The sequence below is a fragment of the Geodermatophilus sp. URMC 65 genome, assembly GCF_053502545.1.
Map to the genome: position 1 here is coordinate 1634360 of NZ_CP199954.1, position 20211 is coordinate 1654570.

21 protein-coding genes are annotated in these 20211 nt (G+C 73.3%); 7 read left to right on the forward strand and 14 right to left on the reverse strand.

Annotated elements, in window-relative coordinates:
• Positions 1-159: 159 nt before the first annotated feature.
• The 3 genes from ACWIX7_RS07920 to ACWIX7_RS07930 all read right to left on the reverse strand — a co-directional run bounded on the left by ACWIX7_RS07920 (position 160) and on the right by ACWIX7_RS07930 (position 3964).
• Positions 160-1257 carry a peptidase M1 gene (locus ACWIX7_RS07920; protein ID WP_448621002.1) on the reverse strand — a complete coding sequence of 366 codons (1098 nt, stop codon included), beginning with the start codon at positions 1255-1257 and terminating at the stop codon, positions 160-162.
• 30 nt (positions 1258-1287) lie between these two features.
• Positions 1288-1563, reverse strand: a complete 276-nt coding sequence (locus ACWIX7_RS07925; protein ID WP_448621003.1) for a hypothetical protein — start codon at positions 1561-1563, stop codon at positions 1288-1290.
• A gap of 121 nt (positions 1564-1684) precedes the next feature.
• On the reverse strand, positions 1685-3964 hold the full coding sequence (locus ACWIX7_RS07930) for a putative bifunctional diguanylate cyclase/phosphodiesterase (RefSeq protein ID WP_448621004.1): 2280 nt from the start codon (positions 3962-3964) through the stop codon (positions 1685-1687).
• A 541-nt stretch (positions 3965-4505) separates the two neighbouring features.
• On the opposite strand from ACWIX7_RS07930, the gene ACWIX7_RS07935 reads away from it, so the two are divergent.
• Positions 4506-4724 (forward strand): ANTAR domain-containing protein, encoded by a 219-nt coding sequence (locus ACWIX7_RS07935; protein WP_448621005.1) that lies wholly within the window; start codon positions 4506-4508, stop codon positions 4722-4724.
• On the opposite strand, the gene ACWIX7_RS07940 is transcribed toward ACWIX7_RS07935, so the two are convergent.
• Positions 4721-5344 carry a hypothetical protein gene (locus tag ACWIX7_RS07940; RefSeq protein WP_448621006.1) on the reverse strand — a complete coding sequence of 208 codons (624 nt, stop codon included), beginning with the start codon at positions 5342-5344 and terminating at the stop codon, positions 4721-4723. The two genes, ACWIX7_RS07935 and ACWIX7_RS07940, sit on opposite strands and share 4 nt — an antisense overlap.
• 88 nt (positions 5345-5432) lie before the next feature.
• Positions 5433-5750, reverse strand: a complete 318-nt coding sequence (locus ACWIX7_RS07945; protein WP_448621007.1) for a PspC domain-containing protein — start codon at positions 5748-5750, stop codon at positions 5433-5435.
• 299 nt (positions 5751-6049) lie between these two features.
• Here ACWIX7_RS07945 and ACWIX7_RS07950 point away from each other — a divergent pair, with 299 nt between their 5' ends.
• Complete coding sequence (locus tag ACWIX7_RS07950; RefSeq protein ID WP_448621008.1) at positions 6050-6400, forward strand: TylF/MycF/NovP-related O-methyltransferase; 351 nt, start codon at positions 6050-6052, stop codon at positions 6398-6400.
• A 39-nt stretch (positions 6401-6439) separates the two neighbouring features.
• Here the strand turns inward: ACWIX7_RS07950 and ACWIX7_RS07955 are convergent, their stop codons facing one another.
• Positions 6440-7417, reverse strand: a complete 978-nt coding sequence (locus ACWIX7_RS07955) for a patatin-like phospholipase family protein (protein WP_448622141.1) — start codon at positions 7415-7417, stop codon at positions 6440-6442.
• A gap of 117 nt (positions 7418-7534) precedes the next feature.
• Complete coding sequence (locus ACWIX7_RS07960) at positions 7535-8353, reverse strand: SRPBCC family protein (RefSeq protein ID WP_448621009.1); 819 nt, start codon at positions 8351-8353, stop codon at positions 7535-7537.
• Between the two features lie 151 nt (positions 8354-8504).
• On the opposite strand from ACWIX7_RS07960, the gene ACWIX7_RS07965 reads away from it, so the two are divergent.
• Positions 8505-8810, forward strand: a complete 306-nt coding sequence (locus tag ACWIX7_RS07965; RefSeq protein WP_448621010.1) for a hypothetical protein — start codon at positions 8505-8507, stop codon at positions 8808-8810.
• A gap of 383 nt (positions 8811-9193) precedes the next feature.
• Positions 9194-10726 (forward strand): hypothetical protein, encoded by a 1533-nt coding sequence (locus ACWIX7_RS07970; RefSeq protein WP_448621011.1) that lies wholly within the window; start codon positions 9194-9196, stop codon positions 10724-10726.
• 102 nt (positions 10727-10828) lie between these two features.
• On the opposite strand, the gene ACWIX7_RS07975 is transcribed toward ACWIX7_RS07970, so the two are convergent.
• The 5 genes from ACWIX7_RS07975 to ACWIX7_RS07995 form a co-directional block, all read right to left on the reverse strand.
• Positions 10829-11884, reverse strand: coding sequence for a flavin-containing monooxygenase (locus tag ACWIX7_RS07975; RefSeq protein ID WP_448621012.1), 1056 nt, complete (start codon positions 11882-11884; stop codon positions 10829-10831).
• A gap of 654 nt (positions 11885-12538) precedes the next feature.
• On the reverse strand, positions 12539-13372 hold the full coding sequence (locus ACWIX7_RS07980) for an alpha/beta fold hydrolase (protein ID WP_448621013.1): 834 nt from the start codon (positions 13370-13372) through the stop codon (positions 12539-12541).
• A 150-nt stretch (positions 13373-13522) separates the two neighbouring features.
• Positions 13523-14197, reverse strand: a complete 675-nt coding sequence (locus ACWIX7_RS07985; RefSeq protein WP_448621014.1) for a peptidoglycan-binding domain-containing protein — start codon at positions 14195-14197, stop codon at positions 13523-13525.
• The gene (locus tag ACWIX7_RS07990; RefSeq protein ID WP_448621015.1) at positions 14194-14370 is read right to left on the reverse strand and encodes a hypothetical protein; all 177 of its coding nucleotides are present in this window, start codon (positions 14368-14370) and stop codon (positions 14194-14196) included. Before ACWIX7_RS07990 ends, ACWIX7_RS07985 begins: the two co-directional genes overlap by 4 nt.
• Before the next feature lie 551 nt (positions 14371-14921).
• Positions 14922-15623 carry an acetate uptake transporter gene (locus tag ACWIX7_RS07995; RefSeq protein WP_448621016.1) on the reverse strand — a complete coding sequence of 234 codons (702 nt, stop codon included), beginning with the start codon at positions 15621-15623 and terminating at the stop codon, positions 14922-14924.
• Between the two features lie 791 nt (positions 15624-16414).
• Here ACWIX7_RS07995 and ACWIX7_RS08000 point away from each other — a divergent pair.
• Positions 16415-16678 (forward strand): hypothetical protein, encoded by a 264-nt coding sequence (locus ACWIX7_RS08000; RefSeq protein ID WP_448621017.1) that lies wholly within the window; start codon positions 16415-16417, stop codon positions 16676-16678.
• Between the two features lie 66 nt (positions 16679-16744).
• Complete coding sequence (locus ACWIX7_RS08005) at positions 16745-17257, forward strand: hypothetical protein (RefSeq protein ID WP_448621018.1); 513 nt, start codon at positions 16745-16747, stop codon at positions 17255-17257.
• 152 nt (positions 17258-17409) lie between these two features.
• On the opposite strand, the gene ACWIX7_RS08010 is transcribed toward ACWIX7_RS08005, so the two are convergent.
• A complete protein-coding gene (locus ACWIX7_RS08010) occupies positions 17410-18054 on the reverse strand; it encodes a dihydrofolate reductase family protein (protein ID WP_448621019.1) in 645 nt (214 codons plus the stop codon).
• Positions 18055-18098: 44 nt separating this feature from the next.
• On the opposite strand from ACWIX7_RS08010, the gene ACWIX7_RS08015 reads away from it, so the two are divergent.
• Positions 18099-18329: a hypothetical protein gene (locus ACWIX7_RS08015; protein WP_448621020.1), complete on the forward strand. Its 231-nt coding sequence runs from the start codon at positions 18099-18101 to the stop codon at positions 18327-18329.
• A gap of 829 nt (positions 18330-19158) precedes the next feature.
• Here ACWIX7_RS08015 and ACWIX7_RS08020 read toward each other — a convergent pair.
• Positions 19159-20046: a helix-turn-helix domain-containing protein gene (locus ACWIX7_RS08020; RefSeq protein WP_448621021.1), complete on the reverse strand. Its 888-nt coding sequence runs from the start codon at positions 20044-20046 to the stop codon at positions 19159-19161.
• Positions 20047-20211: the final 165 nt, after the last annotated feature.

Below are 20211 nucleotides of genomic sequence, written 5' to 3' on the forward strand. Positions count from 1 at the left end.
AGGACCCCTCTGCCCCCCACCGTGGAAGGACCCCGTCCTGCTCGCCCCTCGCGAGCTCGGGGCGGTGCCCTGGACGGGCGGCCGGCGGCGGGCCCCTGCAGAAGGGCCACGGAGGGCGGGGACCCGAGCACCGGGTCCCCGCCCTCCGGCGCACCGGGGTCAGTCGCCGGCGGCGTCGACGTCCTGCCGGCCCAGCGCGCCCGCCTCGACCAGGACGTCGAGCGCGGGCTCGAGCCCCTGCAGCGCCCGGGCGAGGTCCTCGGGCCGGGCGATCGTCCAGGCCTGGCTCTCCACGTAGCAGCGCACCGCCGCGTCGAACGCCTGCTCGCCGGCCGCCTCGCGGGCGACCGCCAGCGCCGCGGCGCCCTTGCCGTACACCAGCGCCTCGTACTCGTCCTGGTCGTCGAAGTCGGCCATGGAGCCGCCGACGGCACCCGGCCGGTCCAGGTCGTCGGTGTCGACGTGCCCCTGGGCGTACGTCGCGAAGGCCTCGTCCAACCAGGGGTCGCGGAACTGCGAGTTGCCGACCATGCCGTAGAACCACATGTGCGCCACCTCGTGGACGAGGAGGTCCTCGTCGGCGTCCCCCATGAGGATCGCCGAGGAGTACTCCTCCCCACCGCTGTCGTCGGAGACGAGCGGCACGGTCAGGGTCGGGTACGGGAACGGGCCGAAGCGGCCCTCCAGCTCCTGGACCGCCTCGGCGGTGCTCTCGGCGAGCTCCTCGGCGGAGGTGTCGGCGTCGGCCAGCACCCCGGCGGTGACCCTGGTGCCGCCGACGTCGACGGTTGCGGTGTCGAACTCGCCCACCGCGACGAGCACGTCCCGGGCGACCGGGTCGTGCGACTCCCAGACCCGGCGGCCGCCCGGCTCCTCCCGCGGCGGCGCCTGGTCCCCCGACATGAGGACGACGAGGTCTCCGGGTGCCGAGACGCGCAGCGTGGTGTCGGCGGCGGGCGCGGCGGTCGTCTCACCGCTGACCTCGACCATCGGGTCCCTCGCCCAGCCGTGACCCGGCTCCCAGGTCAGCAGCGGGATCCCGCTCCCCCACCACGTCACGTCGTCCTCGACGCCGAGGCGGTCGAAGCCGGCCGGCGTCCGCTCGTCGGTGAGCCGCAGCCGCAGGTCCAGCTCCACCGCGACGGTCCCGCCCGCCGGCACGGGCTCGCGCAGGTCCACCCGGTACAGGCCGCCCGGCGTCCCCGGGGCGGCGCCGTCGTCGACGTACCCGCCGCCGGCCACCAGGTCCCCGCGCACCGCCTCGACGGTGAGCCGGTGCCCGGCCGACTACGGCGCGTTCGGGACCAGCCGGAACCACAGTTCCTCCACCGGGAGGTCCGGGGTGAGGGCGACGGTCTCGGTGCCGGTCACCGTGCGCCGGTCGTCGGCGAGCCGCAGGTCGAGGCCGACGACCGGCCGGTCCGGGTCGGGAGCGGCCCGTTCGGTCACCGGGCAGTCGGCGCCGGGCTCGGGCGCCGCCACCGGCCCGTCGGCGGACGTGCACCCGGCGAGCAGGACGAGCGCGCCGCAGACCGAGGCCGCGCGGACCGTCGCAGCGCGCATCGGCCACCCCCGCCCCGGCAGGTCGGCCCGGACCGCGTCCCACGAGTCCCGTACCCGCCGCCCCGCTCGTGGCGACCCTAGGGATGCGGGGTCGTTCCGCAACAGGCCCCGGCGTGCGGCGTCAGCCGACGGGGGTGGTGCTCCGGGCCTCGAGCCACGCCTCCAGCTGCTCGGGCGGCAGCGGCCGGCTGAGGTGGTAGCCCTGGACGACGTCGCAGCCCAGGGCGGCCAGCGCGTCGACGGTCGCCTGGTTCTCGGCGCCCTCGGCGACGAAGACCAGGCCGAGGGCGTGCGCGAGCTGGAGGGTCGAGGTGACGATCGACGCCGACCGGTCGCTGCCGGTCATCGCGCCGACGAAGGCGCGGTCGAGCTTGAGCTCCGTCACCGGCAGGGTGGCGAGGTAGGCGAGGCTGGACCAGCCGGTGCCGTAGTCGTCGATGGCGACGCCGACGCCGGCCTCGCGCAGGGCGGCGAGGACGCGGACGGCGCGCTCCCGGTCCTCCATGAGCAGGCTCTCGGTCACCTCGAGGACGAGTGCGGTCGCGGGGACGCCGTGCCGTGCCAGCATCCCGGCCACCTCGTCGGGGAAGCCCTCGTCGACCAGGTTGGAGGGGCTGACGTTGACCGCGACGGTCAGCTCGCGCCCGCGGTCGGACCACGCCCGCCGCTGCGCCAGGGCGGTGTCCAGCACCCGGCTGGTCAACGCGGCCATGAGGCCGGCGGACTCGGCCAGCTCGATGAAGGCGTCGGGGAACAGCAGCCCGCGCTCGGGGTGCTGCCAGCGCACCAGCGCCTCCACGCCGCCGACCCGGCCGGTCTCCAGGCTCAGCTTCGGCTGGTAGTGCAGCACCAGCTGGCCCTCGTCCACGGCTCCCCGCAGCTGGGCGACGGCCTCGAGGCGGTGCCGCCCGGAGCCGTGGCGCTCCTCGTCGTAGACGACCGGGCCGCTGCGGCTGGCCTTGGCCGCGTACATGGCCAGGTCCGCCATCTGCAGCAGCTCCTGGGCGTACCGGGAGTGCCGCGGGCCCAGGGCGATGCCCACGCTGGCCTCCACGCTCAGCGCCATGCCGGCGAGCTGGAACGGCCGCTCGAGCGTCGTGCAGAGCCGCCGGGCCAGCGCCAGGGCGCCGTCCTCCCCCAGCCCGTCCGCCAGGACGACGAACTCGTCACCGCCCAGGCGGGCCAGCAGGTCACCGGAGCGCAGGTGCCCGGCCAGCCGCGGGCCGACCTCGCGCAGCAGCGCGTCGCCGACGCCGTGACCGAGGGAGTCGTTGATCTCCTTGAACCGGTCGAGGTCCAGGACGAGGACGGCGGTGCCCCCGCCGGCCGCCATCCGCGCGTCGGCGGCGGAGAGGGTCTCGAACACCTGGCGGCGGTTGGGCAGGCCGGTGAGCTCGTCGGTGCGCGCCTGGTGCCGGCTGTCGGCCAGCGCCCGGACCTCGCGGAAGGTCAGCGCGGTGCGGGCGAGGGCGGCCACCACGGCGCCGAAGGCCAGCCCGCCGGCCAGCGGGTCGCCGTCCTCCAGGTAGCCCCGCAGCAGCAGGACCAGCGCGCCGACCGCGCACAGCCCGGGGACGACGAGCGCCCGGACGCCCCGCAACGAGTCGGAGGTGCGCGGCCGGGGCACCTGGCAGGCGGCCAGGCCGTAGCAGACGAACGCCACGCCCCAACCCACGTCGAGCGGGCCGCCCACGACGTAGTCCCCGTGCGCCACCTGGTAGGCGTAGACGGTGTCGGTGACCACGAACAGCGCCGTCCCGGCGGTGAGCCACCACCAGCCGGCACCGGCGCCGCGGCCGATGACGACGAGGGCCCCGGCGATGAGCACCAGCAGCAGCAGGTCGGCGATCGGGTACGCGGCGACGAGCACGGCGCCGTGCAGGGCGAGGTCGAGGTAGGCGCCGAAGGCGAACGCCACCGCGAACGCCGCGGCGGTCAACCCGGTGACGACGGCGTCGAGCCACATGCTCGACGTCAGCCGCGGCGCCCGTGTCCGGAGCAGCCGGAACAGCGCGGCGCAGGCCAGCGGGTGGAAGCCGACGAAGGCGACGTCGAACCAGTCGGGGCGGACGACCGGCCCCGGCGCGGCGTCGGCGATGGCGTAGCCCAGCGAACCGACCGTGTAGGAGCCCACGGCGGCGGCGAACAGCAACCAGGCGCCGCGGTCCTCCCGCACGGTGACCGCCCGCAGCACCAGCAGTGCGGTCAGCCCGACGAGGAACACCCACTTCCCGCCGACGGCAAGGGCGCCCAGCAGTCCGCTGCCCCCGAGCCCGTGGGCCGCCAGCGAGAGCACGTAGGCCGACGCCAGGACGGCGGCGCAGACGCGGACGACCCGCAGCGGCCGGTCGACCGGGTTCCGGGTTCGGCCGCGCCGGGCGCGCGGGGGGACCTGGACCACGGGGACAGCATCGGCCACCCGACGGCGGCCCTTCACCCCACGGCCGGTAACACCGGGCCTGCCTCACCCCGCGGAGGGGCACGCTCACCGGGCGTCCTGACTGCCACACTGCGCACGTGCCGGCCCGCCCGCCCCTCGTCCTGGCCGGGGGCCTGGGGGTCTGCGCCGCGCTGCTCGGGACCCCGCCGCTGGTGGCGTCCCTGTTCGGCGGCCCGGTGGCGCTGCCGCAGCCCCGACGGTCGCGTGCGTCCGCTGCTCCACGGCGGCCCCCGTCGCCCCGTACACCCGGTGACCCGCGCAGGTTCGGAGGGTTCCCGGGCCGCCCCGGTGCGGCGTGCCCGGCTGGCTATGCTCGTCGGCAGTCCAGTCAGGCGTCGAGCACCCGGCACCAGGCCGACGAGCGACGACTGGCATCGGGGGATCGATGACGACCGGCACGCCTGGGCCGGGACAGCAGGGGTCCGGAGCACCTGAGCCGCGGGACACGGCGACCCGGCACGACGACGCGACGCGTTCCCTCCTCACCGCCGAGGTCGACCGGTTGCGGAACGACCTGGACAGCGTCAGCCGGCAGTCGGAGAACCTGCAGGCGGCACTGGAGAGCAACCGCCGCATCGGCATGGCCATCGGCATCCTCATGGCCACCCGGCAGCTCACCGAGGCTGCCGCGTTCGACTGCCTGCGTCAGGTGAGCAACCAGCGCAACGTGAAGCTGCGCCTGGTGGCCGAGGAGGTGATCTACGAGGGCGCGCTGGACTAGCGGCTCTGCAGCGCGTCGAGCGCGACGGCCATGGACGCCGCGACGCGGAAGTCCAGCCGCGGGTCGGGCACGGTGACGGTGTAGCGGTCGCGGATGGCCTTCTGCCGCTCGCTGGTCATCACCGGGGCGCCGGTCGCGGTGTCGACGAAGTCGAAGTGGAAGACGAAGGGCACCCAGACGTCACCGAGGTAGGGGATGAAGTCCCAGACCCGGCGCAGGATGGCGATCGACTGCCGGCGCTCGCGACCCACGGCGTTGAGCGTCGGGGTCGACAGGGTCCAGGTGGAGCGCAGCAGGCTGGCGCCGAACTCCTTGCGGAAGTACCCGAGCGGGTTGCCGTACTCGTCGAAGACGTCGTGCTCGGCCGCGACGTCGAGCCGCTGCCGCGCCTTGAACCGGAAGACCGGGCGGCTCTTCGAGGTGTCGGCGTAGAAGACGACCTCCTCCTTGAGCTTCATGCGCTTCTGCTCCGCGAACGCGAGCAGCGGCCCCTCGGAGCCGTCGGGGTTCATCCCGACGACCTCGTAGCGGTTGACCATCAGCGTGATCCGCTGCCGCACGAAGAAGGCCGGCACGACCATCGGGGCGGGCGGCTGCTGCGGTCCGGGCGGAACGGTCACGTCGGGTCTCCCGTACGGGTCGAGGGTCGGTGGTCGGAGGTCATCGTGTCCCATCGGAGGCCGTCTGCGCTGGTCGAGGGTGTGGACCTCAGGCGTGGTCGGTCGGCGCGGGGCCGGACCGGGTGCCGACGAGGGAGGTGTGCAGCCGCTCGACGAGCCCGTCGAGCACCGAGGGACGGCGGTCGGGAGGCAGCGGCGCCGACGGCAGCAACACCCACAGCAGCAGGTAGACGACGACGCCGGCACCACCGGCCACGGTGAGGCCCACCATGCCGACCCGCCACAGGACGGCGTCGATGCCGCTGTACTCGGCCAGGCCGCCGCAGACGCCGCCGAGCATCCGGTCGGTGCCGCTGCGGCGCAGTTCGGGTCGGGAGGGGGCGGGGAGCGGGGAGGGAGTGGTCATGGCACGAGCCTGGCCCCGCCCGGACGGCGCGGGAACCCGGGAACGCCCGGATCGCTCCCGGGTTCCGGCGGTCGGGGTGTCCCCGGTGCGGGCTCCGGGTGTCGGCGCCGCGGCCCGGGGCTGCGGCGCCCGACGAGCTGGCGCGGGACCGTGTGGTCGCCGAGCTCGGCGCGCGGGCCGTCACGTCAGGAGCCGGCGGGCGTGCGGCTGCGCTGCTCGGCGCCGACGTCCCCGTACGGGTAGTCGGCGCGGCCGGGGTCGCTGGCCGCGTCCAGCCGCACGACGTCGTCCGGGTCCAGGTGTCCTCGAACCAGCCGACGCCCAGGCGGCGCCCACGGTCCCCCGGGGGCACCCTGCACGTCGGCTGGTTCGAGGACACCCTGCCCGGCTTCGCCACGCACCCCGGGCCGATCGCGTTCGCGCACATCGGCGCGGATCTCTACAGCTCGACGGTGACCATCTTCCGTGAGGCCGAGGACCGTCTCGTCGAGGGCTCGGTGCTGCTCTTCGACGAGTACTCCAACTCCCCCGGCTGGGAGCAGCACGAGCACAAGGCGTTCACGGAGTTCATCGAGCGGACCGGTCACGGCTTCGAGTACCTGGCCTACAACTCCCTGCACGAGCAGGTGCTGGTCCGGCTGACCAGCTGACCCGCCGGCTCCCGCGGTCGCCCGAGCCGGCCGGTGTCGTCAGCGGCTCCGCGGGTCGGCTGCCGCCCTGAGGAGGCCGGCGACCTCCGGTGTGGCGGCGTACGCACCGGAGGCCAGGAAGGACTGCTGGATCACCCCGCCCAGGTCGTGCCGCGACATCATGTCGTTGCCCATGGCGCGCTGCTCGGCCACACCGGGAGCGAAGACCACCGTCCGGGTCCCCGCCCGCTGCAGTGCCCTGACCTCGTGCTTCAGCAGGCGGGCGGCGTGCCGGCGCGAGGCCGCGTAGACGTCGGGGAGCCAGCCCGCGGGGCCGCTCATCGGCGAGATGACGATGACGAGGTCCAGCCCCCGACCGCGGAGGACCGCGGCGTTGGTGGGCGAGTGCACGCCCCCGTCGACGTACTGGGACCCGCCGATCTCGACCGGAGCGAAGTACCCGGGCACGGCACAGGACGCCGCGACCGCCAGGTGGACCGGCACCTCGGGCGTACCCGGGCGACCGAACACGACCCGGCGCCCGTCGCGCCGGCGGACGGCACAGATCCACAGGTCGGGTTCCGGCCACCCCGGTCCCTCCAGCTCGCGGAGGGCGGCCAGCTGTTCGGCGATGTCGTGCCGTCCGGGGGCGATGAGGGCCATGCCGGCCGCCAGCGGCCGGAACCGCCACGGCCGGGTCAGCGCCCGCTGCACCATGTGCCGCCCCGGCAGCCGCAGGGGCCGGCGCAGGACGTGAAGCGGGTTGAAGGGCGCGAGCTCGGGGACGGGAGTGCCGGCCACGTGACGGAGGACCTCGTCCTCGTCCGACAGCGGGGCCTTCACCGTCCAGGCGGCGAGGTCCTCGGCCGAGACGCCCAGCCGCAGCAGCGTGCCGGTGATGGAGCCGGCCGACGTCCCGACGATCACGTCGACCGTGCGCGCGTCGAAGCCGAAGTCGTGCTCGAGCACCGCCAGCACGCCCGAGTGGTACGCCTGGCCCACGACGCCGCCACCGCCCAGCACCACGCCGACGCGCATCACGCAGCGAGCGTGCCAGGCCCCCTGTCCGGTGCGCGACCACGTCCGCGGTGCGGGCCGACCACCGTGCCGGTCGGTGGAGGCGGTGCAGCTCCCGCCTCCACCGACCGCTGCGGCTCAGGTGCGGCTGCCGCCACCGATCATGGGGTCGTCGCCGCCGTCCCGCACGCCCGTCTCGACGCCCTCGGTGGAGGACGGCGCGGTGTAGCCCGCCGGGTTCGACTCCGTGGTCAGCGCGTCGTCCCGCACCACGTCCGGGGGTGGCTGCTCGACGACGGTGACCTCCTGGGGCTGGCGCACGCCCTCCTGCGGCTGCTGCTCCTGCTCGCTCCGCTGCGACGCGACCGCGGCGGCACCTGCCGCCGCAACGCCGGCCACGGCCGCGACGCCGGCGGCGACGGCCTTGCCCGACACCCCGGCCTTGCCGCTGTCACCGTGCGACCCGACGGCGTCCCCGACGCCGGGCGTGCCGACGTCGAGGTCCTCGTTGATCGAGCCGCGCCAGGCACCGGTGGCGTAGCCCTCGTCCTCGATGAGCGCCTTGAACCTCTCGAGGTCGGAGTTGACCTGCCGCCCGACGATCCCGAGCTTGTCACCGACCTGCTCGACCACACCCTCGGGCTCGTACTCCAGGGTCAGGTAGACGATCGTCGAGCTCGGGCCGGCGGCCTCGAACCGGACCGCGCCGGCGTTCGTCGCCCCACTGGTGGCGGCCCAGGCGACCTTGCGGTCCGGCTCCTGCTCGAGGACGGAGGCGTCCCACTCCCGCCGCACACCCGCGATCTCGGCGACCCAGTGCAGGCGCCGGTCGTCGAGCTGGCGGACCTCCTTGACCCCGCCCATGAAGTACGGGAAGTCCTCGAACTGGGTCCACTGGTTGTAGGCCTGGTTCACCGGTACGTCGACCTGGATCGACCTCTCGACCTTGGTCGTCATGGCTGGTCCTCCCTCGTCACGGGCAACGGACCACCCCCGCTACCCCCGGACGCGACAGGTGATGCACGCCACCCCTGAGCGCGCTGCGCTACGTGAGGCCCGTGTGACGCCCGGGTGCGCGCCGTGGGCGTCGGCCGCCGATGAGGCGGGCATGCGCGCCAGCCACGTCGCCACCGCCCTCGCCGCCTTCCTGGCCGGTTCGACCGCCGCCACGGTCCTGCACCGCCGGGCCGCCCGCCCGACCCCCGCCACCACTCCCCTCCCGGCCGCTCCGGCCGAGGAGCACGACGCCGTCGTCCTGGCCTTCCCCCGCCCCGTGGCCGAGCAGCCGGCGGCGCCGGCCGTGGCCGCTCCGGCCCGCTGCGGTGACAGCGGCGGGCGCACCAGGGCCGGGGCGCCGTGCGGCGCCCGCGCCACCGCCGGTGGCCGCTGCCACCACCACCCGCTGGCCGCCTGAGCCGATCCACGTTCCCGCGGGGACCTCTCGCCGGCGGACGCGGGCTCGAGAGCACCGCCGGACCCGGATCCACCCTGACTCGCTGACGGCTCGGCAGCGGTGTGCGCGGATGCGCAGTTCCTGGACGGCGAACTGCGCATCCATTGCACACCGTCGAGCCGTGTCGGCCCCACCGCGGGAGCGGAGCGCCACCGGGTGGGTCGATCGGCGTCGGCCATCGCCGAGTGGGGCGCGCGACGCCGCTCCTGGGCCCCCTGGCGGCCCGACCGGCCGGGCCGGTGCCCGGGTCCGACCGACAGGACGGGTTGCCGCGCCACCTGCTGGGTAGCTGCGGGCGACGGCCGTCGACGTGGCGGCCCGGTCGCTCACGACAGGGGGCAACCATGACACTGCCGGATCGGGACGCGGCGAGGGACTGGATCGGCCGGACGGTGGTCGACCGCGACGGCGCCGAGATCGGGGTGTGCGCCGCCCTGTTGGCTGACGAGGCGACCGGACTGCCGGAGTGGATGTACGCCGAACGCGACGAGGTGACCGTCGTGGTCCCGCTCCTCGACGCGACCGGCAGCGGGAACCGGGTGCAGGTCACGGTCACCGCTGCCGACGCCGACGGCGCGCCACGGTTCGGTCCCGCACGTGAGCTGTCCCGGGACCAGGAGGCGGAGCTCTACCGCCACTACGGGATCGACTACTCGACGGCCACCTCGGACAGCGTCCTGCCGGCCGAGGCCGAGGCGACCGGGGTCGAGGCGACGGAGGTGCAGGCCCCCGCGTCCGAGTCGGCCCGGTCCGAGCCGACCGAGGTCGAGGCCCCCGTGTCCCAGCCGACGGACGCCGAGCCGACCAGGGCCGCACCCGACGCGGCCGTCGGTCAGCACGCCGCGAGCGGCGCCGGGCGGCGCGGTCGCGCAGTGGCATCCGCAGTGGCCCTGCTCGCGGGCCTGGCAGCAGCCGTCGTCGCGGCGGCACGCCTGCGCCGCGGGTCGTCCCTCGGGTCGGTGCGCCTGCCGTGGCGCCGGACTCCCCCGCCGAGGTCGGTCGTGCAGCGTGCCCTCGCCCGCACATCCGCCGTCCGCGCTCGGGCCGTGCAGGTCGCAGCGGCGGCCGGACCGGCACTGGAGGCCTCGAGCCGCCTGGCGCAGGGAGGCGCCTCCGCCGGTGCTCAGGTGGTCGGCCGCGCTGCCATCGGTGCCGCGCAGCGCGCCCGCGAGGCGTCGACGGCGGCCAGGACCTACACCGACGCCGCTGTGACGCGGCTCGCGCCGCTGCTGACCACGACCGGACAGGCGGCCTGGCGAGCTGCCCGCGCGAGGACGGACTCGGCCCTGCGGGCGACCGATGCGGCCACCTTGGCGGTCGCGGCAGCCGTGCCGAGGGTGGCCACCGGCGCCGGTCGTGCCGGGTCGACGGTCCTGCACGCCGTGCTCACGGTGGGCGCGGCAGTCGAGGCGGTACCCGAGGCGATCGCCGCGACCGAGGAACGACTGGAGAAGGGCTGGAGGAGAGTCATGGGCAGGTTGTCGTTGGGGCTCGGTTTCGGTGTCGGCTACGTGCTCGGCGCGCGCGCCGGGCGAGCCCGGTACGAGCAGATCAAGCAGGCCGCGGCCGGCGTCATGGAGCGGCCGGAGGTCCAGCAGGCCGTGGAGCAGGTCAGGGCCGCCGCGCCGGCTCCCCTGCAGGGCAGCATCGACAAGCTGTCCGGGCGCGGGTCCGACCGGCAGGGCACCGGCGCCGGCACTGGCACTGGCACTGGCACCGTCGACGTCGAGACGGTCGCCGTCGCCGAGACCGACGTCGTGGTCACGCCACCCCCGCCGGTGTCCGGCACGGGCGGCCCCCGTGGAGCGGACACTCCCGTGCCCGACCCGCTGGTCCCGCCGGCCAAGTCGGACGACGGTCCCGCCGGACGGGCCTGACCACGGCACAGCCGTACCGGCCACTGCGAGTGCCGACCGCTGCGTCGGATCGGCCGGGGCGGGCGGCTGTCCTCCAGCCGCCCGCCCCTGTGACAGCCGGGCTCAGCGGTAGACGAGCGTCCCGTCCTCGAGGTCGGCCTTGGGCAGCAGCTCCGCCTCCTCCGCGTGTTCCAGCATGTGGGTCCACGGCTCCCGGTCGCCCTGCTTGAACAGGACGTGCTGCGAGCGCATCACGTACCCGGCGTTGAAGTTCTCCGGGTCCGACCACGGCCGGATCTGCATGTCGGCGTCCTCCGGCCGCAGCGTCGGGACGACCATGGTGGCGCCCTTCGTCTCCATGGTCTCGAACAAGCGGCAGACCAGGTCGCTGACGAGGTCTGCGCGCAGCGTCCAGCTGTGCCGGAAGTAGCCGAACACGTAGGCCATGTTCGGCACTCCGGTGATCATGATGCCGCGCCAGGTGACCCGTTCGGGGAACTCGACCGGCTCGCCGTCCACGGTGAAGGCGACGTCGCCGAAGGCGGACAGGTTGAACCCGGTGGCGCTGACGACGACGTCGGCCTCGAGCTCCTCGCCGGAGCCGACCCGGATCCCCTTCTCGGTGAACGTGTCGATGGTGTCGGTGACGATCGAGGCCTTCCCCTCGCGCGGTGCCGCGAACAGGTCGCCCTCCGGGACGATCGCGATGCGTTGCTGCCACGGGCGGTAGCGAGGCGTGAAGTGCTTCTCGATGTCGAAGCCCTCGGGCAGCAGCGGTCTCAGGGAGTCCATGAGGAACGTGTGCAGCTCGTCGGGTGCCTCGAGCGACATCCGCGCCAGCTCGTTGAACCGGGCGGCGTAGGCACGGCGGAGGATCTCGTGCGTCCAGTCCTCGGGGATGTCCAGCTGGCGCAGCGTCACGGCCAGCTCGTGCGTCAGGGGCGGGGCGAGGAAGTAGGAGGGCGAGCGCTGCAGCATCGTCACGTGCTCGGCCTCCTGCGCGATCGCCGGGATCAGCGTGGCGGCCGTGGACCCGGAGCCGATGACGACGACGCGCTTGCCGGCGAGGTCGAGGTCCTGGGGCCACTGCTGCGGGTGGATGACCAGCCCCTGGAACCGGTCCAGGCCCTCCCACTGCGGCTGGTAGGGCTTCTCGTGGTTGTAGTAGCCCTGGCACATCCACAGGAAGTCGGTGGTGAACTACAGCTGTTCGCCGGTGTCGCCGCGGGTGACCTCGACGGTCCACCGGCGGTCCTCGGTCGACCAGCTGGCCGCGGTGACGCGGTGACGCGGTGGTGGTAGCTGATGTGCCGGCCGAGGTCGTCCTCCTCGATGACCTCGTCGAGGTAGTCGAGCATCTCCTCCCCCGCGGCGATCGACGGTCCGCGCCAGGGCTTGAACCGGTAGCCGTAGGTGAACAGGTCGCTGTCGGAGCGCACGCCCGGGTACCGGTGGGTCCACCAGGTGCCACCGTGGTTGTCCTGGGCGTCCAGGATGACGACGACCGGTCGGGGAACTGTTCCTGGAGGTGGTGCGCGGCGCCGATCCCGGAGACCCCTGCCCCGACGATGAGGACGTCGACGTGCTGGGGCTCGGAACTGTCGCTGCGCGGCTCCTGGACGGGTGCCGCTTCGGTGGTCGTCGTCATGGGGGGGACCTCCAGTGTCCGGGAAGTGACTTAAGTCACATTGCCGTCCGACTGGGGTGCCCCAGGAGCGGTTGCGGAACCGCAGCGACCCGTGGGGCGGCTCTCTGGGCGTGGACGGGTCGCGTCCTCGCGACGCCCCTCGACGGGGTCGCCGAGGCGCGCTGGACGGATGGTCCAGGCGTCGGTCAGGAGAGCCGGTGCTCGGCGAGGAAGTCCTGCACCAGGGGCAGGAACTCCTCGGCGCGCTCGACGCCGAGGGCGTGGCTGGAGCCCGGGCCGGTGAACACGTGCAGCTTCGCCCCGGGGATCGACTCGGCCACCTGCCGGCCGTGCCACGGCGGGGTGAGCAGGTCCTGCTCGCCGGCGATGACGAGGGTGGGCGCGGTGATGCCACCGAGCCGGTCGAGCGTGTCGTGGGCCAGGTCGGCGTCCCACTGCTCCACGGTGGTCCGGACCTGCTGCTCGGTGTTCGGGAACAGCGGCAGCAGCTGCTGGATGAGCTCGCCGAAGTCGGGGCTGTCGAGCAGCTGCGGTGAGAAGGCGATGCCGAGGGCCGTGAGCGCGGCCTCGATGTCACCGGTGCGCCACGGGTGCGCGAGCCCCGTGATGACCGCGCGCCGGAAGCCGTCGGTGCGGGCCCAGGTGCAGTAGAGGACGAGGGAGGCCACCCGCTCCGGAGCGGCCAGCGCGAGTTCCTGCGCGATGGCGCTGCCCAGGGAGTAACCCAGGACCTGTGCCCGCTCGATGTCCAGCGCCTCGAGCAGCCCCCGGGCGTCCGCCGCCAGCGAGGCGACGCTGATCTCCCCCGACCCTCGCGCCGACCCGCCCATGCCGCGCAGGTCGTAGGTGACCACGCGGTGGCGGCCGGCCAGGACCGGCGCGCTCTCGGCCCAGAAACCCAGGGACTGGGTCGTCCCGTTGATGATCAGCAGCGGTTCGCCCTCGCCGTACTCCTGGACCGCGACGGAGATGTCGCCGACCTGGACGGTTCGCTGGGGGTGCGTGGTGGGTGCGGTCACGCCGTCTCCGTCGCTGATCCGTGGCGGGAGAGGAAGGGGGTGAGCAGACCACAGGGGCGAGACGGTCCGGAGGGGCGCACGTGGTGGCGGGCCGGCGCAGCGGGCCGCACGGCGCCGACGACCCGGTCCCGCCGGACCACTCAGGACGACCTAGAACCCCAGGGCCCGCCAGGTCGCAGGCCCGACGATGCCATCGGCCACCAACCCGGAGCGCCCTTGGAAGTACCGCACCCGAGCGTCCGTCCTCGGACCGAAGTCGCCGTCGACCACGAGTGGCGGGAGGCTCGGATACCAGCGGTTGAGCGTCTCCTGGAGTCTTCGCACCGCGTCCCCCTGGCTCCCCAGCCGCAGCACCGGCATGGGCGGCGGGGGTGGAGGCGGCGGTGTGCCGCCCGCCATGACCTGGTTGAGCCGATCCACGGTCAGCCCGCCGTTGGCAGCCCACCACATCACCTCGACGTGCCCGTGGTCGAGGTGCGGCGAGGACCCGGAGTACGGGCGCCAGTCCGGCGCCATCGACGACCAGATGCTCCGGTTGTGGATGACGCACTGGAGACCGAGTTCGTACGAGTTGAGGCGGAGGGTGTCCATCACCCCCCAGGACCAGTTGTTCCCGACCGGGGTCCCCAGGTCGGCGGCCCGCCCCTCGGCATGGACGCTCAGTACGGATCCGCCACCCACCGGACGGCAGTTGTAGATGCCGAGGTTCGTCGCGCCCCGGTTCCCGTAGGCACCGAGCCACCACGACATCAGGTTGCGCGCGCCCTGCGTCGGGCCCCCGGTGCAGCTCCGCGCCCCCTGGTAGCCCCCGATCTGGATGGTCACCGGCCGGCGTCCTCCGGTGCGGGCACCGCATGCGACGCCGGCTCGACGTAGTCCGGGTGCTCCGGGTCCACGATCGGCTCGGGCAGGCGCTCGGGGCCGCCCACGCCGGGTCCGAGTGCCACCTCCGGGTCGACGTCGAGCTCGTTCCGGGAGCCGGGGCCAGGGTCCGACATCGAGTACCTCCTCCCCCGTCGGGGCGGGTCCGTGGCGGGGTCCTCCCGGCGGCGTCGCTCACCGAGGACGAGCCGTTCCGCATCCGCGAGGCGCACTCTGCCCGCGTCGCCCGGACGTCGACCAGGGTCGGTCCCCGACACGCAGGGCCCGACAGGCCGACGGACGGCGCGGCGGACACGCGCAGTCCGCATCGCGCTCCCCGCCACAGCGGCGTCCCGGCTCGTCGCTCCAGCCCTCGAACGGAGGACGACGGACGAAGGCCCTGCACGTGTCGCAGCCCACGAGCGCGGGCGAGGCGCTCCGCGACGGCCTCGGGCATGCCAGCGGCCGGCGAGCACGGCCGGCACGAGGGTCGTGGGGCCAGATCGAGCGGAACGCCGGCCGCGCGCGGTGGATGCCCGGGCCCGTCGTCGACCGCGGCGCCCGGTGTGGCCAGGGCCGTGCAGAACGGCGCCCGCACGGCCGCCGGCAGGAGCGCAGCGGTCTCGGCCGCCAGGTCCTGCTCAGCCGTGGAGGACGCCGGTCGCCACAGCACCCACAGCGGACGGGGTCACAGCTTGTACAGCGGCGGATTGGGCAGCACCGTGCGTCCGAAGGTGGACGCACTGACCCCCGCGAGGCACGCGTACCAGGCGACGGCGGCGGTGAGGAGGCCCAGATAGCCGCCGACCCTCACCACGCTCTCGTTCTGCGCCACGTCTCCGAACCCGAGGAGGAAGAAGGTCGCGGCGAGGAGCGTGAAGAGCACGGCCAGCACCGCGGTGGTGCGCAGGGAGGCGACCCACATGATCACCGTGAAGATGCCCCAGCCGATGAGGTACCAGCCGACCGCGGTCGACCGGTCACCGGCATCCGGGATGTCGGCCGCGTAGAAGGTGACGAACGCCCAGAACGACAGCCAGAAGGCGCCGTAGGAGGTGAAAGCGGTCGCGCCGAAGACGTTGCCCTTCCGGAACTCCCACATGCCGGCGAGCACCTGGATCGCACCCCCGTACGCGAGTGCGACACCGAAGACGATCGGCTCGCCCGCCGCCGGCAGCAGACCTGCGTTGAACAGGCTCAGCAGGAACGTCGTCAGCGCGAAGCAGCCGAGACCCAGGGGCGCGGGGTCGGCGATCATCCGCACGTTCTCCGAGGCGAGCTCCCTCGCCATGGCCACCCGGCCGGCGGTCGGGTCGCTCAGGTCGGCGAGGAACTCCCTACCGACGACTACGGTCTGCGTACCTGCGTCGGGTGTTGCGTTGACTGCCACTGCGAGGCTCCTCCTGGTTCGACGCGGGGAGCGGCACGGCCCGGACGTGGCCGCGAGCAGCTCCTGCACAACGGGACACGACGTCTCTGGTCTGCGGATCCACGAACCTCCATGGCCACCATCGAGGTCGAGGTCGCCCTGTTTGCGCCCGCCGATCAGACGCGGAGGCCACTCTCATGCCGCCGGCGGCGGGTCGGTCCTGGCCGTCTGGCAGCGCTGGTCGGTCTGCCCGGCTGTGGGTGTCACTCGGGGTCGGCTACGCCCTGCCACAAGACGGTGAGGGAGACACATCGGGGCGTCAATACGGTCCTGCACCTCACTGCCCGGCCGGGACGTCGGACCAGTCCCTCGTCGTGCTCAGGGTGTCGACTGCCTCGCTCGACGGTGGAGGCAGCCGTCGTCCCCCCACCGGCGCGCTGCCCGTCGAGCGGACGTCCCCAGCGTGCGCGGTCGTCGTTGGACGCCGATCGGGATGGCCGCTGAGCAGCACTGTCATCGATGGGCAGCGTAGGCCGTCAGTGGTATGGGACGGGAGTCTCGTCGACTGCTTGTCCCCTGACGTCGACGCGCTCAGGCGTGGCGTCAGCTCCGATGCCCAGCGCCGCAGCGAGTGGCAACCCGGCTGTCCAGCATGGCCTTCAGGACGGCCGGTGGCTGGAGGAGCCCCGAAGGTGCTCTGCGGAGCGGCCAGGACCCCGAGGCCGGACCCGGATTCCTCGCCGTCGGCTGTATCTCCCGGGGCTGGGACGCGCTCTGTCTCAGTACAGGACACATCCTGGGAGGTGTGACCGATGGACCTCCTCCCCTACGCCCTCCTCGCGTTCGCGCCTGCAGGATCCCCCATCGCCTTCGCCGCGGCGCTCGAGTGGTGGACTCGAGGAAATGACGGGACCCGATCAGGCGCCGAAGTGCCGGGCCCGGAGATCGAACGGCTCGTGGCCGATCTGCGTCAGCTCGAGTGCGACTACTGCCGGATCGAGCGCTCTGATCTGTTCGACGGGATCCAGCGTCCGGAGATGGAGACGTCCCTGGCGCAGTGTGGCGTCACCTGGTGACCGTCACGCTGCAGAGGGACTCGAGGAAAACCGTCCAAGCCTGCTCGTGAACAACAGGAGGAACTCATGGCCACGATCCTCATGGAGTCCGACGACGGCGAACTCCCATCGGCATCGGCCGTGCTGCAGGTGAGAGCGACGAACGCGGAGTACAACCAACCGGCGCTGCGGATCGATCAAGCAAGCGATTCAGGTGGCGCTGCTTCCATGAAGATCTTCGATCCGAATCCCGACATCGAGTTCGTCGAGTTGGGCGCAGCCGATGCCGCTCACCCCGCGAGGGGGAAGTACGAGATCGCAGTACAGTCCGACGAGTTGCAGATCAACGGCCGCAAGGAAGACAACTCCGACTTCGATCCCATCATGGTGTTCCAGAGGCTGGGGGCAGGCGGGGCAGGCGGGAACGTCGGCTTCCGGACGGGAGACCAGTTCGGCGGCGGCCGGGGTGTCATCGCGATCGCGAATGCCATCGCCGCCCCATCGGCCAATCCTGGTGGCGGCGGCGTCCTCTATGTCGAGGGTGGGGCGCTCAAGTACCGCGGTTCCAAGGGCACGGTGACGACGATCGCGCCAGCCTGACCCTGGTCCCTCGTGAGGGCGGCGGCGTGTCGAGCACGGGCTGACCAGGAGCGCCTCCCCACTGAAGGGAGTTGGCCCTCCTGGTCCGCCCGCCCACGGCCATCTCGACATCGGGCTCGAAGAGCGTCAGGACGGCCAGGTGACGGCTGGCTTCAGTCGTCGCGCCCGACACCGCGATCGGGTGCGCTCATGTCCCCCGTCGCGGGCGTGCCACCGGCGAGCCCGTAGCGCAGGTACACGGTGCCCTTCGGAGTGGCCACCGGCGGTTCGAGGAGTGCGACGTTCGTGGGTACCGCGCCATCGTCGAACACCTTCTTGCCGACGCCGAGCACGATCGGGTGCACCCACAGGTCGAGACGGTCGAAGAGCTTCTCGCGCAGGAGGGTCTGCACCAGGTCCAGGCTCCCGACGACCTTGACGTGTTCGTGCCGGTCCCGGATCTCGCGCACCGCGCCGGCCAGGTCCGGGCCGAGCTGCGTGGACCGGGCCCACGAGAGGTCGGGCCTGCCGCGGGAGGCCACGTACTTCGGGACGCTGTTGAAGAGCCTGGCGATCTCGTCGTCCTCACCGCCCTCCTGGTGCGGCCAGTGGGCGGCGAAGATGTCGTACGTCCGCCGGCCGAGCAGGAGGGCGTCCGTGCCCTCATACGCGGCCATGACCTGCGCCCCGGCGACCTCGTCCACCAGGGGCGCCTGCCAGCCGCCGAACGGGAACCCCTCCGGGTCCTCCTCGGGGCCGCCGGGCGCCTGCCCGACGAGGTCGAGAGTCGCGAACATCTCGATGTGGATGAGGCCCATGACTGCTCCCGATGAGTCGGTCGTCCCGGTCAGGAGGTAGACCGGTGGGCGCCGGCAGACTCAGCGCTGCGACCGCACCCGTCTCCCCACTCGTCGACCGCCTCACCCGGTGCACCGACCACCCCGCCCTGCGGTCGGCGTCCTCGCCGTGCGCCTCGATCCAGGCCCGCACGTCCGGCTTCCTCGAACAGCGCATGTCGGTGTCGTGGGCGGGCAGCCGCTCGGTCGAGTCGACGAAGGCGACGTGCGCGTCGGCGGCCTCGATCTGGGCGTAGGCGCCGAGGTGGGTGGACCAGGCCTCGTGGAGCTGCCGGCTCGCTGGTGGATGCCGGGCACGCCTCGGCAACCACCACTCTGTCGACCTACTCGCCACCTCTGGCCGAGCACCGAGGACCGCACGCGGTCAGCAGCGCAGGCCTTGCTCGCAGGATCCTGTGGACTGGATGTTGGCTGAAGCACCAGCGCAGGCCTCCCGACCGCCCCGCTAGCGGCCCGGGGAGCTGTTCGTCGATCGCAGCGACGACCATGTTCCTACTGGCGGCTGCTGCGCGCCCGCGGGTCACGCCGCCGCGGGATCCTCCACGGCTCCGGCCGGGGACCGGGGCCACCAGCGCTGGGGTGGTGACCGATGCTGCCTGGCTGCACGATCTCGCCGCGACGCTCCGGCCCGGGGCACAGCGTTCGGCGCCGCAGCCGGTAGTGGCGTCGCCGTCGACTCCTCGGGCCGGACTCCCGCGATGCGCCGAGGACTTCGACGGCACCAACGACGGCATCGCCTGCAAGCAACGCCCACACGGTCGGTGGATACGCCGCTGCCGGTCGCCGCGCGAAGCCAAGGTCTGTGGGGCCCTGCGCGCCGCCGACCTCCGAGCATCGACGCCGGCTGACCCGGGACAGCTTCCGCGCGAGTGTCCTGCCCGAGGAGGACAAGGCGCGGCACCTGGCCGCGGTGGCAGCGAGCCAGCCCTGACGGCGTCGAACTGGTGGTGCACCTGAAGGACCCGCCGCCCTCCCCTGCTGCTGTGGTGGGTCAGAAGCCGGGCCGTGAACTCTCCTCGATCCGTTCTGCCCGACACACGCCCGCTCGCACTCCCGCGCGAGCCTTCACCGCTGTCGGCTGCGGTACCGGCCCGGCGTGACGCCGATCCGCTTCTTGAACTCGCGGGTCAGGTGGGGCTGATCGGCGAAGCCGCAGTTCGCCGCGATGTCGGGGAGGGAGGTGCCGGTGCGCTCCAGCAGCGTGCGGGCGCGTTCCACACGCTGCTGCAGCACGAATGCGTGAGGCGTCGTGCCGATCGTCGTGCGGAACTTGCGGGTGAAGTGGAAGCGGCTCAGTCCGGCGACGGCGGCGAGGTCGTCCAGGGAGATGGTCTCGGCGAGGTGGTCCTGGATGTAGTCGCGGACCGTACGGTCCTGCGCGAAGGTGAGCCCGTCAGGGCCGCCGGATCCCCGCAAGAGGACATGCGCGTGCTTCCGCAGGAGCTGCACGGCGAGCTGGCAGGACAGTGAGTCGACCATCAGCTTGCTACCGGCGGCGCCCTGGGCGGCTTCCTGAGCGATCTGCATGACGGTGCGGTGGATCGCCGGGTCGTCGGCCTTGACCGTGTCGTGCAGCTCGACCTCGTCCACGTCCCTCTCGTACATCTGGCGACACGTCGCGGCGAGCTCGTCCTGCGTCAGGTAGACGTGCACGACCTCGATGTCCTGGGGCCACACCCAGTGGGATTCGGCGGCGCGGGTGAGCAGCGAGACATCGCCCGGGCGCAGGTCCTCGGCCGTCCAGGTCGCGTGGACGCACCGGCGCATCGGGGTGGCGCCCCGCCGGTAAGCGATGACCGTGTAGTCGCGCAGTGGTGGCACGACGACGTCCGACGGCCCGTAGCGGTACCCGCGGACCGACAGCCCGTCCCAGCCGACGTCGGGGTTGTGGACGGTCAGCCGTCCGGGCACCCAGGCCGGCAGCTGGTCGGGGGCTATCAACTGCTGCGCCATGGTGGGCCTCCGGGTCCGCCCCGGCGTCGACGCCGACGACCTCTCAGAGAGTAGGTCCGGTGGCGCGGGTCACGACAGCCGCCGATCCGCTACTCCGTCGGACAGCCGACGTGCAGGCCGCTCCCCCGCACGTTCCTTCAAACCCGGCCACCCGGGGCTTCAAGC

Bases quoted from the DNA above. Each gene is read 5' to 3' on its own strand.
- ACWIX7_RS07925 (WP_448621003.1), bottom strand. From the start codon at position 1,563: ATGCGCGCTGCGACGGTCCGCGCGGCCTCGGTCTGCGGCGCGCTCGTC.
- ACWIX7_RS07945 (WP_448621007.1), bottom strand. From the start codon at position 5,750: ATGACCACTCCCTCCCCGCTCCCCGCCCCCTCCCGACCCGAACTGCGC.
- ACWIX7_RS07955 (WP_448622141.1), bottom strand. From the start codon at position 7,417: ATGCGCGTCGGCGTGGTGCTGGGCGGTGGCGGCGTCGTGGGCCAGGCG.
- ACWIX7_RS07960 (WP_448621009.1), bottom strand. From the start codon at position 8,353: ATGACGACCAAGGTCGAGAGGTCGATCCAGGTCGACGTACCGGTGAAC.
- ACWIX7_RS07965 (WP_448621010.1), top strand. From the start codon at position 8,505: ATGCGCGCCAGCCACGTCGCCACCGCCCTCGCCGCCTTCCTGGCCGGT.
- ACWIX7_RS07970 (WP_448621011.1), top strand. From the start codon at position 9,194: ATGACACTGCCGGATCGGGACGCGGCGAGGGACTGGATCGGCCGGACG.
- ACWIX7_RS07975 (WP_448621012.1), bottom strand. From the start codon at position 11,884: ATGTGCCAGGGCTACTACAACCACGAGAAGCCCTACCAGCCGCAGTGG.
- ACWIX7_RS07990 (WP_448621015.1), bottom strand. From the start codon at position 14,370: ATGTCGGACCCTGGCCCCGGCTCCCGGAACGAGCTCGACGTCGACCCG.
- ACWIX7_RS08000 (WP_448621017.1), top strand. From the start codon at position 16,415: ATGGACCTCCTCCCCTACGCCCTCCTCGCGTTCGCGCCTGCAGGATCC.
- ACWIX7_RS08005 (WP_448621018.1), top strand. From the start codon at position 16,745: ATGGCCACGATCCTCATGGAGTCCGACGACGGCGAACTCCCATCGGCA.
- ACWIX7_RS08010 (WP_448621019.1), bottom strand. From the start codon at position 18,054: ATGGGCCTCATCCACATCGAGATGTTCGCGACTCTCGACCTCGTCGGG.
- ACWIX7_RS08020 (WP_448621021.1), bottom strand. From the start codon at position 20,046: ATGGCGCAGCAGTTGATAGCCCCCGACCAGCTGCCGGCCTGGGTGCCC.